The sequence below is a fragment of the Polymorphobacter megasporae genome, from assembly GCF_018982885.2.
Lineage (GTDB): Bacteria > Pseudomonadota > Alphaproteobacteria > Sphingomonadales > Sphingomonadaceae > Polymorphobacter_B > Polymorphobacter_B megasporae.
This window is the reverse complement of record NZ_CP081848.1, coordinates 2,770,656-2,786,376: the sequence shown is the minus strand read 5'-3', so window position 1 is coordinate 2,786,376 and position 15,721 is coordinate 2,770,656. Positions and strand designations below refer to the sequence as shown.

Annotated in this window: 16 protein-coding genes; 5 read left to right on the top strand and 11 right to left on the bottom strand. The window is 62.6% G+C overall.

Features of this window, described 5'->3' with window-relative positions; translation table 11 throughout:
• Positions 1 to 6: 6 nt before the first annotated feature.
• The 4 genes from KTC28_RS13030 to KTC28_RS13015 form a co-directional block, all read right to left on the bottom strand.
• The gene (locus tag KTC28_RS13030; RefSeq protein WP_216707587.1) at positions 7 to 522 is read right to left on the bottom strand and encodes a hypothetical protein; all 516 of its coding nucleotides are present in this window, start codon (positions 520 to 522) and stop codon (positions 7 to 9) included.
• A 7-nt stretch (positions 523 to 529) separates the two neighbouring features.
• The gene (locus tag KTC28_RS13025) at positions 530 to 865 is read right to left on the bottom strand and encodes a hypothetical protein (protein WP_216707586.1); all 336 of its coding nucleotides are present in this window, start codon (positions 863 to 865) and stop codon (positions 530 to 532) included.
• A gap of 879 nt (positions 866 to 1,744) precedes the next feature.
• A complete protein-coding gene (locus tag KTC28_RS13020; protein ID WP_216707585.1) occupies positions 1,745 to 2,308 on the bottom strand; it encodes a recombinase family protein in 564 nt (187 codons plus the stop codon).
• Positions 2,309 to 2,744: 436 nt separating this feature from the next.
• A complete protein-coding gene (locus tag KTC28_RS13015; RefSeq protein ID WP_216707584.1) occupies positions 2,745 to 3,677 on the bottom strand; it encodes an abortive infection family protein in 933 nt (310 codons plus the stop codon).
• A gap of 262 nt (positions 3,678 to 3,939) precedes the next feature.
• On the opposite strand from KTC28_RS13015, the gene KTC28_RS13010 reads away from it, so the two are divergent.
• The 3 genes from KTC28_RS13010 (at position 3,940) to KTC28_RS22855 (ending at position 6,595) form a co-directional block, all read left to right on the top strand.
• Entirely contained in the window at positions 3,940 to 5,322 is a 1,383-nt protein-coding gene (locus tag KTC28_RS13010) for an MFS transporter (RefSeq protein WP_216707583.1), read from the top strand.
• 64 nt (positions 5,323 to 5,386) lie between these two features.
• Complete coding sequence (locus KTC28_RS13005) at positions 5,387 to 6,154, top strand: TIGR00266 family protein (RefSeq protein ID WP_216707582.1); 768 nt, start codon at positions 5,387 to 5,389, stop codon at positions 6,152 to 6,154.
• 312 nt (positions 6,155 to 6,466) lie between these two features.
• Complete coding sequence (locus KTC28_RS22855; RefSeq protein WP_255602010.1) at positions 6,467 to 6,595, top strand: hypothetical protein; 129 nt, start codon at positions 6,467 to 6,469, stop codon at positions 6,593 to 6,595.
• 3 nt (positions 6,596 to 6,598) lie between these two features.
• Here KTC28_RS22855 and KTC28_RS13000 read toward each other — a convergent pair whose 3' ends face one another.
• The gene (locus KTC28_RS13000; RefSeq protein ID WP_216707581.1) at positions 6,599 to 7,642 is read right to left on the bottom strand and encodes an NAD-dependent epimerase/dehydratase family protein; all 1,044 of its coding nucleotides are present in this window, start codon (positions 7,640 to 7,642) and stop codon (positions 6,599 to 6,601) included.
• A 142-nt stretch (positions 7,643 to 7,784) separates the two neighbouring features.
• Here KTC28_RS13000 and KTC28_RS12995 point away from each other — a divergent pair, with 142 nt between their 5' ends.
• Complete coding sequence (locus KTC28_RS12995; protein ID WP_216707580.1) at positions 7,785 to 8,408, top strand: TetR/AcrR family transcriptional regulator; 624 nt, start codon at positions 7,785 to 7,787, stop codon at positions 8,406 to 8,408.
• Between the two features lie 151 nt (positions 8,409 to 8,559).
• On the top strand, positions 8,560 to 9,381 hold the full coding sequence (locus KTC28_RS12990) for a PEPxxWA-CTERM sorting domain-containing protein (RefSeq protein ID WP_216707579.1): 822 nt from the start codon (positions 8,560 to 8,562) through the stop codon (positions 9,379 to 9,381).
• 46 nt (positions 9,382 to 9,427) lie between these two features.
• On the opposite strand, the gene KTC28_RS12985 is transcribed toward KTC28_RS12990, so the two are convergent.
• The 6 genes from KTC28_RS12985 to KTC28_RS12960 form a co-directional block, all read right to left on the bottom strand.
• Positions 9,428 to 10,765, bottom strand: a complete 1,338-nt coding sequence (locus KTC28_RS12985; protein WP_216707578.1) for a family 1 glycosylhydrolase — start codon at positions 10,763 to 10,765, stop codon at positions 9,428 to 9,430.
• The gene (locus KTC28_RS12980; RefSeq protein ID WP_216707577.1) at positions 10,762 to 12,318 is read right to left on the bottom strand and encodes a GMC family oxidoreductase; all 1,557 of its coding nucleotides are present in this window, start codon (positions 12,316 to 12,318) and stop codon (positions 10,762 to 10,764) included. The genes KTC28_RS12985 and KTC28_RS12980 overlap by 4 nt, the downstream gene beginning before the upstream one ends.
• Positions 12,311 to 12,862 carry a gluconate 2-dehydrogenase subunit 3 family protein gene (locus tag KTC28_RS12975; RefSeq protein WP_216707576.1) on the bottom strand — a complete coding sequence of 184 codons (552 nt, stop codon included), beginning with the start codon at positions 12,860 to 12,862 and terminating at the stop codon, positions 12,311 to 12,313. Before KTC28_RS12975 ends, KTC28_RS12980 begins: the two co-directional genes overlap by 8 nt.
• Positions 12,859 to 13,743 carry an SDR family oxidoreductase gene (locus KTC28_RS12970; RefSeq protein ID WP_255602009.1) on the bottom strand — a complete coding sequence of 295 codons (885 nt, stop codon included), beginning with the start codon at positions 13,741 to 13,743 and terminating at the stop codon, positions 12,859 to 12,861. The genes KTC28_RS12975 and KTC28_RS12970 overlap by 4 nt, the downstream gene beginning before the upstream one ends.
• A gap of 119 nt (positions 13,744 to 13,862) precedes the next feature.
• Positions 13,863 to 14,522, bottom strand: a complete 660-nt coding sequence (locus KTC28_RS23160; protein WP_216707575.1) for a response regulator transcription factor — start codon at positions 14,520 to 14,522, stop codon at positions 13,863 to 13,865.
• A 328-nt stretch (positions 14,523 to 14,850) separates the two neighbouring features.
• Complete coding sequence (locus KTC28_RS12960; protein ID WP_216707574.1) at positions 14,851 to 15,621, bottom strand: PEP-CTERM sorting domain-containing protein; 771 nt, start codon at positions 15,619 to 15,621, stop codon at positions 14,851 to 14,853.
• Positions 15,622 to 15,721 lie beyond the last annotated feature (100 nt).

Sequence of the window (15,721 nt, the reverse complement as noted above, 5' to 3'; positions counted from 1 at the left end):
GGCTTGCTAGCCCTCAAGATAGCCCTTCGCCAAAGCCTTGAAGTAAACATTCATCGCAGCCGCAGGATCGCTAGCGAGGCTCAGCAACACCGTCGGGATGCAATGGGACTTCTCGTCGATGATGTATTCGTAAAGCCCCGTAGGCAGCGAGTTAAACCCGATGGTATGCTTAGGGACTAGGTTCGAGGTACGGCCATCGTATTCCATGATTTCGTATTCGATGCGGTAGTTACAGCTCAACGCCGAGCCACTGCGTTCAGCAATCGGGACAGCGGTAATGGTGACAGCGCCAAATCGGGCATGGCTGGCCTTACGTGAAGCCAAGGCGTCCGCAGTCTGGGCAGCGCCAAGCTTGGCGGTAGCAGTAACTAGCTCAGCCTTAAGCCGCTTGCTGCTAGCCTCAGCCTTATTGAGGCGCAACAGTAGGGCCATGTCCCCGCTGATAGCAAAGAGTTCGTCATTGATCTTAGCGACGGCAAACGTAGCCGCTTCAAGCGGGGTGAGTTCGTGAACTGGGGTCATGTCGATCCTAGCGAGCGGGGAACGTGGAAGCGAACAAGCCGGGGCCGTCAGCATCGGTATCGGGAATGCCAATCGGCGGGGTTGCCACGGGCCGCGCTGCACTGGGTTTACGCGGGGCTACCGTGTAGGTCCGGGCTTTCGGATGGTCGGCGGCGAAGGCGGTAGCTACGTCCAAAGCCGGGGTGCGACCGGGCTTACGCCGCGTTAGATAATCGGGGACGGGCATGGCGAGGATTTCCATCATCGCCCTAGCGCCGATGCGGATACGATAGTCGCAAGCGAGGAAGTAGTTTTCGGCAGCGATGGAGTTAAGCACAGTGGTATCGACGGTGGTGACAGCCATTAGGCTCCCTTTGTAACGATGATTGAAATAGGCGGATAGACACTGCTCAGCCTAATGTTTGGCCCTCAGCATAATCAAGGATCGTTAGAGGTTGTTGTGTCCTCAAGACAACATAGATGGGCCGGGAGGATGCGTAGGTTTAGGCCACGAGTTAACCGCGGTTAGCCCTGAGGCGCACTATATCATCCTAAGAGTTCCCCTCAGTCCTCCCCTCATGGACAAGGAACAACTCAAACCATAAGGATTAGTAGTTAGGAACAATCTACCGTCATTATTATGACTGAGGGTAACACTATGGATGATATGTGGTAGGGATAATGATTTATCCAATGGTTTAACCCTCAGGTTATTCCTTATTAGATAACCCTACTTACTAGGTATGATCCTAGATTGGATTATGTTGGTTAGCCGTGGGGTGCCCTCTGGCTGAAATAGATGAAAAATCAGCGTCGATAGACACAAGCCCTAGCATGATCCTGAGTTGGATTTACGCGGTTGAGCCGTGGGGTGCGTAGCCAACTAGCCCAATAACCTTGCGGTCATAAGACTAGCCCTCTCGATCCGTGAGGACCTATCGCTACATGCCTGTTTAACGTCGGGCCGGGACGGCATAGGGTTCTATGACTTGTGGTATCATATCGGGATGACCAAGGACGAAAACGCTTCTATCCGAAACGGTATCGTATCAGGACATAAACGGAAATCTCGTCCAGCCAATGACTTAGCCGCGCGTCCCTCGCCCGACCTCGGGCCGTCGAGTACCGCCCTCACGCCCCATCCCCACGATGCCCGTACAGCGCCTCCCCGGCGTTCGGCCACGATGGCACCCGCGAGGCAAGGAACCCTCTAAGCGGGGCTGTCTGTGCACCGGCAGTTGGCTCAGGCTGGCGAGGCCCCGGCGTTCCCTGCCCCAAGGTGCCGATAGACGCTCGCGCGCCCAATCCCGAGCGCCTTGGCAATCTCAGTCGGTGTCGTCCCCGCGTCCCGCATGGCGCGCACCTTGTCCGCCTCGATCGATACAGGACGGCCCTTGTAGACCCCCGCGAGCTTAGCCTTGTCGATCCCGTCGCGCTGGCGTTCCCGCCTAAGGTCCGTTTCAAACTCCGCGAATGAGCCAAGGATGTTCAGCAACAGCTTCCCGTCCGAACGCGTCGTGTCGATAGCCCCTTGCTGTAGGCAACGGAACTTCACGCCCTTGGCGTCAAGCGTGGTGACGATCTGGGATAGGTCGAGCATCGAACGGGCAAGCCGGTCTAACCGGGTGACGACAAGCGTGTCCCCTTCACGGGCAAAGTCCATAGCCTCTGCCAGCTTGTCCCGACCGTCCGTCGTCGTACCACTACGCTTCTCGGCAAACACCTTGCATCCCTCAGCCTCTAGCGCGGCTAGCTGTAGGTCCAATGACTGCGAGGCGGAGCTAACGCGAGCGTATCCGATAAGCATGGCCTGTTCCCTGTGTCTCATTTAGGTCTAGAGCCACGTCCATAATCTGTCTCGAAAGCCGATGTCAACCCGCTTGAGACACCGCTCTAGCAGCGTGGCCTATCTGACCTGAGACGATCGATATGGGTATACCCGAACGAGACGCGGACACCGGCCCTCACAGCGCCCCATCGTTCGACCCACAATCCCGCCCGGTCCCGCCTCGGCCTCCCCACGCGGCAACGTCGGGCAGCGGCGATGGCATCCCGGTCTACCCCGGCCGAGCCGATTGATAAGACGCGCGCCTCTTGGCTCTAGTCGCCCGCGCCTACTGTTAACGGGGGTGCGCGCAGGGCGAAGCTGACGCGAGCGCGAGGGGTGTACGGGGGTATGTGGGTGGGATACGAGTTGGAGAGACCCCCTCACATAAGCTCAGCAAATACAGGTCGAGGTCAAATCATGGCATTGCCTTGTCTGCCTGGACTAAGAATAAGATTGCTGTGGCAGTTTGGTGCAGTTGAAATGCAGCCAAATGTTCGGGTATCGACCGGGGCGTGACCCCCGTACCGTGACCACTATCCTTATTCCTAACGGATGAAATCCCGCTCTCCAAAACCGTTCTAAGACCACTAAACTCAGACTGGAGATAAGATGGTACTAGGTTATTCGCAAACGCGGCAGCAAGTAACTTACCGGCAGTGTCATTTGAGCTAATCGGCCAATCGCGCTTGTTAGCTATCACTTTAAGCACGCTCTCAAAGGACTTACAACACTCAGTTAAGCAGAGTTCATAACTTTGTTCGCGGAATAGCTTGTGCGCTCCCCGAAACTCCTTTTCTGCTCCAGCGAACTCCACATCGCTCAGCAACGTCAAAACCGGCAAAACGACCTCTTTATGGATCAATAACGAATCTATCTTAAGTATCTCTCCGCCCACGTATTGATAACCAACCTGCGCCTCAAGTAACCTTGCGTTTAACTCTGCGATAGCATTATCCGGCAAAGATGATGTCACAGATTTAAAATAGTATTCATTTTCACGAACGAAGTTGTCAATCATCCAAAAGCTGATCTCAATAGCATCAACCATAGAATCCATATCGGACTCGCAGCGAAACCAAGCAAATAGTTCAAGTTGCTTATTTCCGGCATAGACAGGATGTAGACTCTCTAAGCCCTTCTCTTTGCGCAACATATCGACAATAGTATCATAGACGGTAGCCGGGCTTCTTGTTTCATGCGTCGACCTACCGTAAGTGCCGATGGCTTCTGACCAGATTTGTATAATCTGATTTCGCATTTTCGGCGGGAGAATATCGTACTGGTAAACATCACCTGATATTGCAGCTTCACTCCTCTTCCGCCTAGAGAATATATTCGGTAACCCCATGCCTCCAACACCCCATCCAAACGCTCCAAGCGAAGACGCTAGCACAAATCGGTTCATACCGATGAAGCGTGTATTTTTTCAAAAAGAGGTTGGCTCTCGCTTGCTACGTCGCTGAAGCTCACACATAGAGGCCATACACAGCGGGAAATCACGAAAGTCTAAGTGTTTGTTTTCAATAGCTTAGGGTCCGAAACCTCGATCCCCCTCTGCTCCACCAACGCCGCACCGAGAAACCATCGTTTCCCCGGTGCGTAAGGGCCCCGTGTCAAACATCCGCTCCATCGCCGGCATCGCCGGGCTATCCTTCGGTACGGCGCTGGTCGTCATCGATGGCGGGATCGCCAACGTCGCGCTGCCGACGATCGCACATGACCTAGGCACCGATGCGTCGGCGGCGGTGCTGATCGTCACGGTGTATCAGCTGGTTCTCGTCATGGCCCTCCTCCCCTTGTCGGCTGTCGGCGAGCGGATCGGCCTGCGGCGGTTGTACCAGGGCGGACAGGTCCTGTTCGCCTGCGCCAGCCTGCTCGCCTTCTTCGCCCACAGCCTGCCGTTCCTCCTCGTCGTCCGCATGTTGCAGGCGCTGGGTGCCGGCGCGGCGCTCAGCGTCACCTCGGCGATGCTGCGGACCCTGTATGCCCCCGAGCATCTCGGCCGCGGGCTCGGCCTCAACAGCGTCGTCGTCTCGGCGGCGGCGGCGCTGGCCCCGACCGCCGGAGGCCTGATCCTCGGTGTCGCGAACTGGCCGTGGCTGTTTACCGCCGCCGCGCCGCTGGCCGTATTCTCGCTCGCCCTCGGACGCTTCCTGCCGAACCCCAAGCCGCGCGCCGAACCGTTTGACTTCACCGGCGCGCTGCTGTCGGCGGCGACCTTCGGCCTTATCATCGGCGGGCTCGAGAGCGCGGTTCACGGCGGATCGCCCGTTGTATCGGCGGCAATCACCGGTATCGGGGTCATCTTCGCCGTCGTCCTCGTCCGCAATCAGCGGCGACAGCTGCGCCCGGTGTTCCCCGTCGATTTACTCGCGCGGCCAGTGGTGGCGCTGTCGGCGCTCGGCGGGTTCGTCGTCTTCGTCGCGTCGATGACCATCCTCATCTCGCTGCCCTTCCGGCTCGAGCATAGCTACGGCTTCACCCCGCAGCAGGTCGGGGCGATGATTGCGCCGTGGCCGCTGACGACGCTGTTCGTCGCGCCGCTCGCCGGCACGCTGTCGGACAAATATCCCGCCGGGCTGCTCGGCGGGATTGGCATGGCCATCGCGATCGCCGGGCTGCTGACCGTCGCGATGCTGCCCGCCCACCCGGTCTATTTCGACATCGCGTGGCGGCTCTCGCTGTGTGGGGCGGGGTTCGGCCTGTTCATGTCGCCGAACGCCCGGCTGATCGTGGGCTCGTCGCCGCGGGAGCGCGCGGCGTCGGCCGGCGGCCTCGTCTCGACGCTGCGCCTGTGCGGGCAGACGACCGGAGCCACCCTCGTCGCGGCGCTGCTCGCGGTGGGCATCGGCGGCGGTTCGGTCCCGGCGCTCGTCGCAGCGGGTTTGGCAATGATCGCCGGGCTGTGCAGCGTCGCCCGGCTCAACCCGGCGATCCGCCTGCCGAGCGCCGTCGAGACCCAGACGGTCCAGCCCGCCCCACGCCTGACCTAGCAAACTCGCTGGATCACCTCCCGCCGACGCCGTATTAAGGCGGCACCGAGCAGGAGATCCCACGATGCGCTATGACATCAGCGGCACGACGATGCAGACCGTGTCGATCGACCTCAACCCCGGCGAGCATCTCTACAGCCAGACCGCGACGATGGCGTGGATGTCGGATGGCATCCGCATGGACACCCACACCGGCGGCGGCCTGTTCGCCGGGCTCAGGCGGGCGGTCAGCGGCGGCGGGTTGTTCATCACCGAATTCATTGCCGACACCAGCGGCCATCTCGCCTTCGCCCCGCGCTTTCCCGGGCAGATCGTGCCCGTCAAGCTCGGCCTCGGCCAGTCGCTGATCTGCCGCAAGGAGACGTTCCTGTGCGCCGAGATGTCGGTGACGCTCGACATCGCCTTTCAGCAGCGCCTTGGCGCGGGCTTCTTCGCCGGCGAGGGCTTCGTCATGCAGCGCGTCACCGGCCCCGGCACGGTGTTCCTCGACCTGTCGGGCGAGGTCGTCGAGAAGACCCTCCTCCCCGGCGAGCGCCTCCACGTCCACGCCGGGCACATCGGGATGCAGGAGCCGACGATCGACATCGACATCAAGATGATGCGCGGCTTCCGCAACATCCTGTTCGGCGGCGAAGGCCTGTTCCTCGCGACCCTCACCGGCCCCGGCAAGATCTGGCTTCAGTCGATGCCGATCATCAACCTCGCCGAGGAGATCGCCCGCTATTTGCCGTCGGGCGAAGGCGGCGGGCGGAGCAGCGGCAGCGGCGCGGGCGGCATGCTCGGCGCGGGCGCGGTCGGCGGATTGTTGGGAAGTATCCTCGGCGGCGACTGAGCGTTAAGTTGACAGAGTTGACAGTTTGAGCGTGCTAGACGCTGCCCGCTGGCCGTATCTGACGCTTGCCGACCACCGGCTCTTTTGGCAGCGGCCGAGCGTCGAAACGGCGGCGGTCCGGGGCACTCGACGGCCTAAGTTCAAAATAAGTTCACACAAACGTCGGTGTTTTGACGCGCTACTTTTCCGTCTAAAGCGAACTCGAGCCAGCAATGAGAAAGAGCACTCCGCGCCGCCCGGTGGCGACCGCTAAGACTAGGCGCGTTCGCAGGGTGTAGGACAGGGATATCCAAAGATGGACACAGGCCATTGATGGGCGTCAACATGCTGCTGGCGAACGAAGCCGACCTCGCCGGGATCGAGCTTCGCTTCCACGACGGGCGCGCGTGGGACGGGGCCGGCGAGTTCACTTATGTCCGGGAGGCGCGGACTCTGGGCTAGGCATCATGCGGCACGCAGGAGAACCGGCAGGGCGGCTGCACGCCCGAACATCTCGTCGATCCCTTGTTTCCAGCTTATGCTGGGCACGTAGCCGAGGTCACGCCGGGCCTTGTCGATGCGCACGGTAAACGGCTGGCCGATGAGCCGCAGCATCTGGCGCGTAATGGGCGGCTCGCCCTTGAGGCGAAAGATCCGCCAGACCGCACCCATGATCCCCGCCATCGTCCAGGCGGTTCCAAACCCGATCGACTTGGTGCCGCCATCGACCCCGCGCGTGGCGAGCAAGCCGCCGATCACGCTTTTCAGCGTCCCGTCCTCGGCATCGGCGACGAAATAGGTTTCGCCGCCCTTGCCGCGATTGGCGGCGAGGATGAGCGCATCGACGAGATTGTCGACGTGGAGCGCAGACATCGCCTGATCGCCGCCACCCGGCCATTGCCAACGACCGGCGCGGACGGTCTCGACCATGTGATCGAGCGTCGGCATCCCTTTGCCCCAGATCATCGGCGGCCGGATCGCGATGGTCTCGAACCCGGGACGCTTGCCGTTCGCCGCAAGCAGGACGGCTTCACCCGCCGCCTTGGACGACCCGTACGGCGTGAACGATCGGTTCTGGCGCGGTGCACTTTCGACGACCCCTAGCATCGGCTCGGGATCACCCATAACGACGGCGGCGGCGCTGACCGCCACGACCCGGCGGACCGACGATGCACCCGCAGCCGCATCGACCAGCGCGCGCATGCCCGCGACATTCACCTTGTCGAAAAGCGCGCGCGGGCCCCACAGCTTGAAGTGCGCAGCGACGTGAAAAACGACTTCGGTACCCTGCATTGCCCGCTCAAGGGCTACACGATCGTCGAGGTTGCCCATCACTGCCGTCGCGCCGAGCTGCTCGACCGCTGCCGCTGCATCGCGGCTGCGGGCGAGAGCGTGCACATCCCAACCCTTGTCTAGCAGCGCGGCGATGAGCCGCCCCCCGACAAATCCGGAGCCTCCCGTAACGAAGGCGATGCGGCGGGCCGCGGCGTGCTTGAGAATGTCGGTCATGTTGGCCTCGCTTGGTTGCTAAACCCCACATAGGGCCGTTCTCTCAAATTACAACGAACATATTCCGTATTATGTTTTCCCTCGCTTTTTGTAAGGTAACTGCTAGGCCGTCCTGATGGAAAATCCAGACCGTGACGAAGCCGTGTCAGCCACCGCGATCATCGATGCAGCCCGCTTGCAGGTGCGCCGCTACGGCGAAGCCAAGACAAATGTGGTCGATATCGCGCGCGCCCTCGGCACGTCCCACACCACGATTTACCGGCATTTCCGCTCGAAGGCCGACGTGTTCGATGCGCTTGTCATAACCGTGATGCGCGACGAGGAGGAACTGGCGGCCGCCCATCTCGATGCCGAGGGGAGTGCCACGGAACGCCTCATGGCGATGATATTGGACTTGTACCGGCGCAAGCTCGAGCGCTTCGCCGGCGACCGCGAGATACACGATCTCTACCGGCGCATCGTCGTCGAACGCCCCGATATCATCGCCGGCTATGCCGAGCGGATGACGGCGCTGATCGGCAAGCTCATCGCGCAGGGCGTCGAGCGCGGCGAATGGCGGGTCGACGACGTGGCCACCGCCGCAGGTGTGGTGCGAGACGCCGTGACGACATACGTCAACCCCGCGTTCGTTGCCCTGCTCGTTAACGCGGGTGCTCCCGTCGAAGACATGGTGCGCGCGACGATCAATACCCTCGCCCGCGCGTTCGAAGCTGGCATGGCATATGCGCCCGCGTCTGACGCGACCGCGGTCGATGATCGTGTCTGAACCCGTAGTCGTCGACTGCACCAACGCTTCCGAACAGATGCTTCCGAACCGTACATTATGATTGATGAAGTCATAAAACTGGCATCGAGCTGAGGCAGAGGAAGCTGGTTGCGGGCATCCACGCCCCTCCGGCGAACAAGGGATTTTATAAATGGCTGCTTTGAAAAACGCGCGCGGCGCGGTGATTTCGCTCGCGCTTTTGACATCCCCGTTCGCGGCGAATGCCGCGCTCTATCCGGTAACAGTTACCCCGATCGCACTCGGTGCAGCCGTCTATAACCAGGATTTCGATACGCTGGCGAAGACCGGCACAAGCGCTCTCCTCCCGGCCGGTTTCCAGGCGTTCGAGGGCAGCGGCACGCAGGCCAACGCCACCTATGTCGCCGGCAACGGGTCGGACAATGGCGGCGGCATCTATAGCTTCGGCGCGGCCGGCAGCAGCGATCGCGCGCTGGGTTCGATCCGCAGCGGCAATCTCGGCCAGGCGTTCTACGGTGCATTCTTCACCAACACGCAGGCGACCGCGGTCGAAAGCCTCGCGATCGGCTACACTGGCGAGCAATGGCGTAACGGCGCATCAAGCAGCGACTCACTCACGTTCGAATATTCGCTCAACGCGACCGCGATCAACAACGGCAGCTGGACCAATGTCGCGGGCCTGACCTTCACCTCGCTCGTCAGCTCGCCGGTCGGCGCACTCAACGGTAATTCTGCTGCGGACCGCAAGAACCTGACCGCGGTGCTGTCGGGCCTGTCGATCGCCAGCGGCTCGACCTTCGCGTTCCGCTGGGTCGACCAGCCGGTGTCGAGCGGCGCGCAGGACGGCCTCGCGGTCGACGACTTCTCGGTGAAGTCGACTGTGGCGACGATCGCTGCGGTGCCCGAGCCGGCGAGCTGGGCGATGATGGTCGGCGGTTTCGGCCTGCTCGGCTCGGCCATGCGCCGCCGCCAGCGTTCGGTCGTCGCCGCGTAAACAAGGTGCGGGAGGCGCAGTTGCTCGGGCTGCGCCTCCCGCTCCCCTAGACCTCGACCTTCAGCCGCGCCGGGCTCCGCGTCAGCTCGAACATCTCGCCGTGCGGGATGATCGTGATCTGGCCGAACTCCTTGAGCAGGTCGCGGTACGACGTGCCGACGGCGCGCTCCTTGCGGTCCATGTCGAACAGCCCGCATTCGTTGACCGTGCCGCGCTTCTCCGCGAGGCCGATGTCCCAGTCGACCTGGTCGACCAGGCTGTACCAGGTGAAGCCGAGGACGGGGACGCCGTCGGCGCGCATGCGGAGGACGTTGATCCACTGCTTCCACAGCCATGTCGGGGCTTCGTCGGCCTCGAAGACGTTGGTTTCGGTGTACATCACCGGCTTCTTGTAGCGCGCATAATAGTCGCTGGTAATCTGATACCAGCCGAGGACGTCCTGCGCCGGGCAGAGTTCGCCGCCGGGCAGGATGATCCGCTCGTTGCGCCCGTAATAGTCGTTGCCCATGATCTGGTATCCGGGGGGCTCGCCCGCCATGAACCAGTTATATTCGTCGCGGGTCATGCCGCCGTCGTAGAGATACTGGCAGATTTCGCCGTCGGGATGGTGCGCGTACAACAGGTCGAGCGAGATCAGGCGCTGCTTGTTGACCAGCGCAATCTCGCGCGACGGTGTCGCCCGCGCCTCGTGGATGTATTCGGCGCTTTCGGACTGGACGATGATGCAGTCGGGACGCCGCGCGGCAATCATCTGGTTGCCGAGGATCGATGCGGCGGCGAGATGCTTGATCGCGGTGACGAACGCGCGGTCGGACTTGAGCTGTTCGTTCCATACCCCGTCCTTTGCCGACGAGCGCGCGGTAACGTAGATCTCGTTGACCGGGGTGTAATAGCGCACCCACGGGTAGCGCTCGGCGACCGCGTCGCAATAGGCCGCGAAGTGGAGCGGGAATTCGGGGTTCTGGAAATCGCCGAGCCAGTCGGGCAGGCCGAAGTGGAGCAGGTCGAGGATCGGCACGATCTCGAGCCGTTTGATCTCCGCCATCGCGAGATCGGCGAAGCTCCAGTCGTATTTGCCGGGGCCGAGGAAGATGCGGTGGATCGGCAGGCCGTAGCGCAATGCCCGCAGCCCCATGTCGCGGACGAGGTGGAGATCCTCCTGCCAGCGGTCGTAGTGGCCGCATTCCTCAAGCAGGTCGCGGCGGATGCGGCCATTGTCGATCGTCGGGTTCGAGCATTCGATGCCGGTGGCGAACATGAAATTGCCGTCGCTCCCGGTCGGCAGCCCGCTGCCGTCGTGGCCACGCGCGCCGCCGAACTCGTCGCCCGCGTAGAGGCCGTCGCCGTGCGCCTTCTGGACGATGTCGAGGAAGCTTTGGGTCATGCCTGGCTCCTGCGGGCGAGGAAGCGATCAGCGATCCGGAGCGATACCGCCATGATCGTTAGCGCCGGATTGACCCCGAGCGCGCTCGGAAAGACCGAATTATCGGCGATGTGGAGTCCGGGCACGTCGTGGCTCGCCCCATCGGGATCGACCACCGACGTCGCGAGGTCGGTCCCCATCCGGCAGGTGCCGATGATGTGGGCGTTGCGCTGGAACGCCCAGATATCGCGCGCGCCGGCGGCTTCCCAAATGCGCCGCATCAGCGCTTCGGCGTGCGCGGTCATCGCGATCTCGTTCGGCCCCTGGGTGAAGTGGATGCGCGGCTTGGGCAGCCCGCGTCCATCGAGTTCGTCCGACAGCTCGACGAAGTTACGCGGGCTCGGCAGGCAATCGCCGAGAATGTTGATCCCCGCGACATGGTTGTACCGCGCCATATGCTCGGCGAGCGCACTTCCCCACAGCCCGCGACCACGCGCAACCTGGCTCGCGTACGTCACCGGCATCACCCCGATCGACTGAAGCAGATAGCCGCCGACGAAATCCGCGTCGGCGGGGCGGTGGGTATCCTCAGAGATCAGCGATCCAGGGATGCCTTTGTACGGGCGCACCGTCTCGTCGAACGTCCCCCAGACCTGGACGCCGGTATGCGCCATGAAGTTGCGCCCGACCTGCCCGCTGGCATTGCCGAGGTTGTTCATCAGCAACAGCCGCGGCGACTCGATCGCCCCGGCGCAAAGGAACAGGTTCGTGGTCGGCTGGCGTTGCTCGACACCGTCCTTGATATAGACGACCCCCGAGATGCGCCCGGTGCGATCGGTCTCGATCTTTGTGGCGAACGCGCCGCTGCGAATCTCGGCTCCGGCGGCGACCGCGAGCGGGAGATACGTCACGTCCATGCTTGCCTTGGCCCCGGTCGAGCACCCCGCCTGGCAGAAGCCGCGATTGATGCACGCGGGGCGCATGCCGTAGCCCGGCTGGTGCCACGCCTGCGACACCGCCGCATTAGGGGCGGGTGACGTGCGGATGCCGAGCGCTTCGCAGCCGCGTTGCATCAATTGCGCTGCACCGTTTAGCGCGAGCGGGCCGAGCGGATAGTGGCGCGGCGGTCCCCACGGATAGATCGACGGCCCCGACACACCGATGAACGCCTCGACCTCGTCGTAATACGGCGCGAGATCGTCATAGCCGATCGGCCAGTCGACCCCTGCCCCCTGCGTCGAATTCAGCCGGAAATCGTCAGGATGCGCGCGCGGAACGTAGGCGGTGTAATGGAGGGTCGATCCGCCGACCCCAATTCCCGAGTTATTGCGCCCGAAGGCGATCGGGTCGTTGCCTGCCGACAGCCGCTCGTCATTCCAGAACAACGGGGCCTGTGCCGCTTCGTCGGTGGCGAAGTCGGACTGCGGCGACCATGCACGCCCGGCTTCGAGGACGACGACCTTGAGCCCTGCCCCGGCCAGTCGCGCAGCGAGCGGAGCCCCGCCCGCGCCCGAGCCGATGATGACCGCGTCGACGTCGTCATTGGCGCCGGCGCGCTGGTCAGGATTATTCATCGACCGGCTCCTGCGCATCGCGCTCGTCGAGGCCGATCGCGGCCCACCCCGGCACGTCGGCGAAACCGGCATAGCCGATCGCACCCTGCACCGCCGGGTGGGCGTACGCAGTCTCGGTCGCCTCGGCGAGCAGTTCCTCGAACCACCGTCGCGACGACTTCTGGACGCTCACGAGGACCGCATCCTGCACGTCAGGCGCGAGTGCGACGTACGGCGCGCCGCCAAGCAGCTTCGCCGTCGCTTCGATCGTGCGCAGCCCTTGCCGATATGCCGCGTCGTCGGACGGGAGCACATCGTAGCGCCACCCGTCGCCAATCCCGTCCGCGAGCCGCGCATCGATCGCACCCGCGATATCGACCTGCGGCACGTCGACGATCAGCCGCGCACATACTGCGCGCAGGAGGTCGAACTCGGCCGCGTCGAAGAAGCGCGGTGCCGTCGGTTCGGCGGCCATGCGCTTTTGCAAGGCCGCGCGCGTCGGTTCAGCGACATGGTCGCTGGCGATGAGATTGCCGACCGACCCGGCCGGATAAAGCCAGGTCACGCCGCGGCAAGCCTTCCGCCGGTGACCTCGACGAGCGCGCCGGTCATGAAGCTGCCGTCCGACGACGCGAGCAGGACGTACGCGGGAGCGAGTTCCTCGGGCTGGCCGGGGCGTTTAAGGATGACCTCGTGGCCGAAATTCTCGACCTCGTTCGCCGGCATCGTCCCCGGGATATTCGGCGTCCACACCGGCCCAGGCACGACGCAGTTCACCCGGATGCCACGGTCGCCGAGGCTGAGCGCGAGACTCTTGGTGAACGAGTGGATCGCGCCCTTGGTGCAGGTGTAATCGACCAGCAGCGCAAGGCCGGTCATGCCGACGATGCTGCCGGTGTTTACGATCGCGTCGCCCTTTTTCAGGTGCGGCACCGCGGCCTGCGCCATGAAGAAATAGCCGTAAATGTTCGTCTCGAACGTCCGCTTCCAATTTTCCTCGGTGATGTCCTCGAACTTCTCGGCGGCATGCTGGAAGGCGGCGTCGTTCACCAGGATATTGAGCTTGCCGAAGCGCTCGACCGTCGCCGCGACCGCCGCCTTGCACTCGGCCGACGAGCGGACGTCGTGCTTGAGGACGAGGCATTCGCCCCCCTTCCCCTCGACGAGCCGCTTGGTTTCCGCCGCGTCGTCGTCGTTGACGTTATAGACGATCGCGACCTGCGCGCCCTCCATTGCGAACGCCATCGCGACCGCGCGCCCTATCCCCGAATCGCCGCCGGTGATGATCGCAACCTTGCCGGTGAGCTTGCCTGCCGCGCGGTAGTTCGACAGGTCGCTATCGGGCGCGGGATCGACGTCGGACTGCTTCGCCGGATACGGCAATTGCTGGCCGTGGAAGTCGCTCGCCATCGGGCGCGCTTCTTCGGTGATTTCTTCGGGGGTCATGGGAGGCTTTCGTTTCGAACGATCGCCGCGACAACGCAGTCCTGCGGTTTCCGTTCATTCCCACGCGCGCGACCATCTCGCCGCAGCCCTAAAGGTTAGGCTATGCCCGCGCTGCCAAGCTATGCTGCATGCCGCGCGTTCGTCCCCGACGCGGCGTCGAAGGCAATGAACAACGCCTCGGCGAGGGTGCGCACGCCAAGCCGCTCCATCATGCTCGACCGATGCATCTCGACCGTGCGGACGCTGATCCCGAAGTCGAACGCCAGCAGCTTGTTCGATCGCCCGGCAGAGAGGCCGCGCAACACTTCGTTCTCGCGCGCAGTCAAAGCCGCGAGCCGCTCGCTGGCGATGGCGCGGCGATCGACATCCCGAACCCGGTCATCGAGTTCGCGGAGGGCACAGCGCACACTCGTCAGCAACGCATTCTCATCGACCGGCTTCTCGATGACGTCGACCGCCCCTGCCCGCATTGCGCGCACGGCGGCGGTGACATCGCCGGCACTCGTCATGGCAATCACCGGGAGCGTCGGGCGCGAAGCCGACAATGACGAGATCAGGTCGAAGCCATCCGCTGTATCGACCATGTCGAGGATGATACACCCCGTCGCAAATTCGATAAGCCCGGCGGTTAGTTGCTCGCCAGTGCTGCATAGCCGGACTGCGAAGCCCTGCGCCACAAGAACATGAAACAAACGCGTGCGTGACGCGCCGTTGTTGTCTACAACGTAGACATGCCGGACATTGTTCCATAATCTATTCATGACAAACACCGATTTCATCAGCCATTGTTCGTTATCGTACGTTAGCGAATTCGATAACTAATTGGTGAATAATCATGGTTTATATTTTGTTACTGGTATTTACGACTTGATTTATCAGGAAAGTGTATCTTTCGGCTATAGCGCGCTGAGAGTGAGCTGATCATGCGCTTAGCAATTCATGACGCTGATCAGGGAAAGCACGCGCCCAAAACCGCGGCGTCTAGGCTTCTTTGCTGGAGCGGCCGCCCGAGGGCGGCCGCTCGTCGCAATTCAGTCGGCGCGCCGACCAGATTTAAATCGTCTTCGAGGTCGGCCCCGCCCGTTGCCGGGTCGAGACCAACGCCTTTTAGCAAGCAAGGACTTTGTTATGGCGCCGCCGAAGACGCACTCCCACGAGACCGAAGCCCGCAACCAGCAAGCCCCAAACCTGCGGCTCGGGAACCGCCGCGACCTCGGTCGAGAATGCTCCGGTCGAAACCGCGCGGAAGCTGTTGATCGAGTTGTCGGAGTTGACGCGCGAAAGGAACGGCGTGATCGCGGTGAGCGCGAGCGCGAAATCCTTGTCGAGCAGCGGGTCGAAGGTGCGGAAGTCGGAGCTATACTGCACCGCGCTGACCGGGGGCGTCGAAGCCGTAACCGAACCCGAGCTGCCACGCGCCGTGCCGAAGATCTGGCCGCCGGTGAAGCTGCCCGACAACAGGTTGGCACCCGTCGTATACGTCTTCGACCCGACATGGAGCGTCGCTGCACCGGTGTAGGTGAAGCCGAAGAAGCCGCTGTCGAGAGTCTGGATGACGAGGCCGCCGAGGCTCAGCGCGGGATTGTCGGTCGCGATGCCGCTGAACACGAACGAGCCGTCGAGGATCCCGAGCGAGGCCAGGGGCCCGCCGATGAAGCTGAATTTGACCGCCGTCGAGCCGAGCGACGACGACGTCGGGGTCGAGACGGTGTAGATCAGGCCGTTGCCGACACCGGTCTTCTGGTAGCGCATGTTCGAGCCAGCGGCGGTCGGGAGATACGATGCGAAGATTTCGGTAACCGCAGCGGCTGGCGTGGCGAGCGCGAGGCTCCCTGCTGCGGCTAAGGAGATCATGGTGATTTTTGACAAGACGTTCATCTGGGGCTCCTTGGGTTAACCGACAACTCGACGAAGCCATTCTGGCCAGTTCGCCACCCAAACACTGGTGTGTACGGTGTCGCACAAACCGTGCCAAATG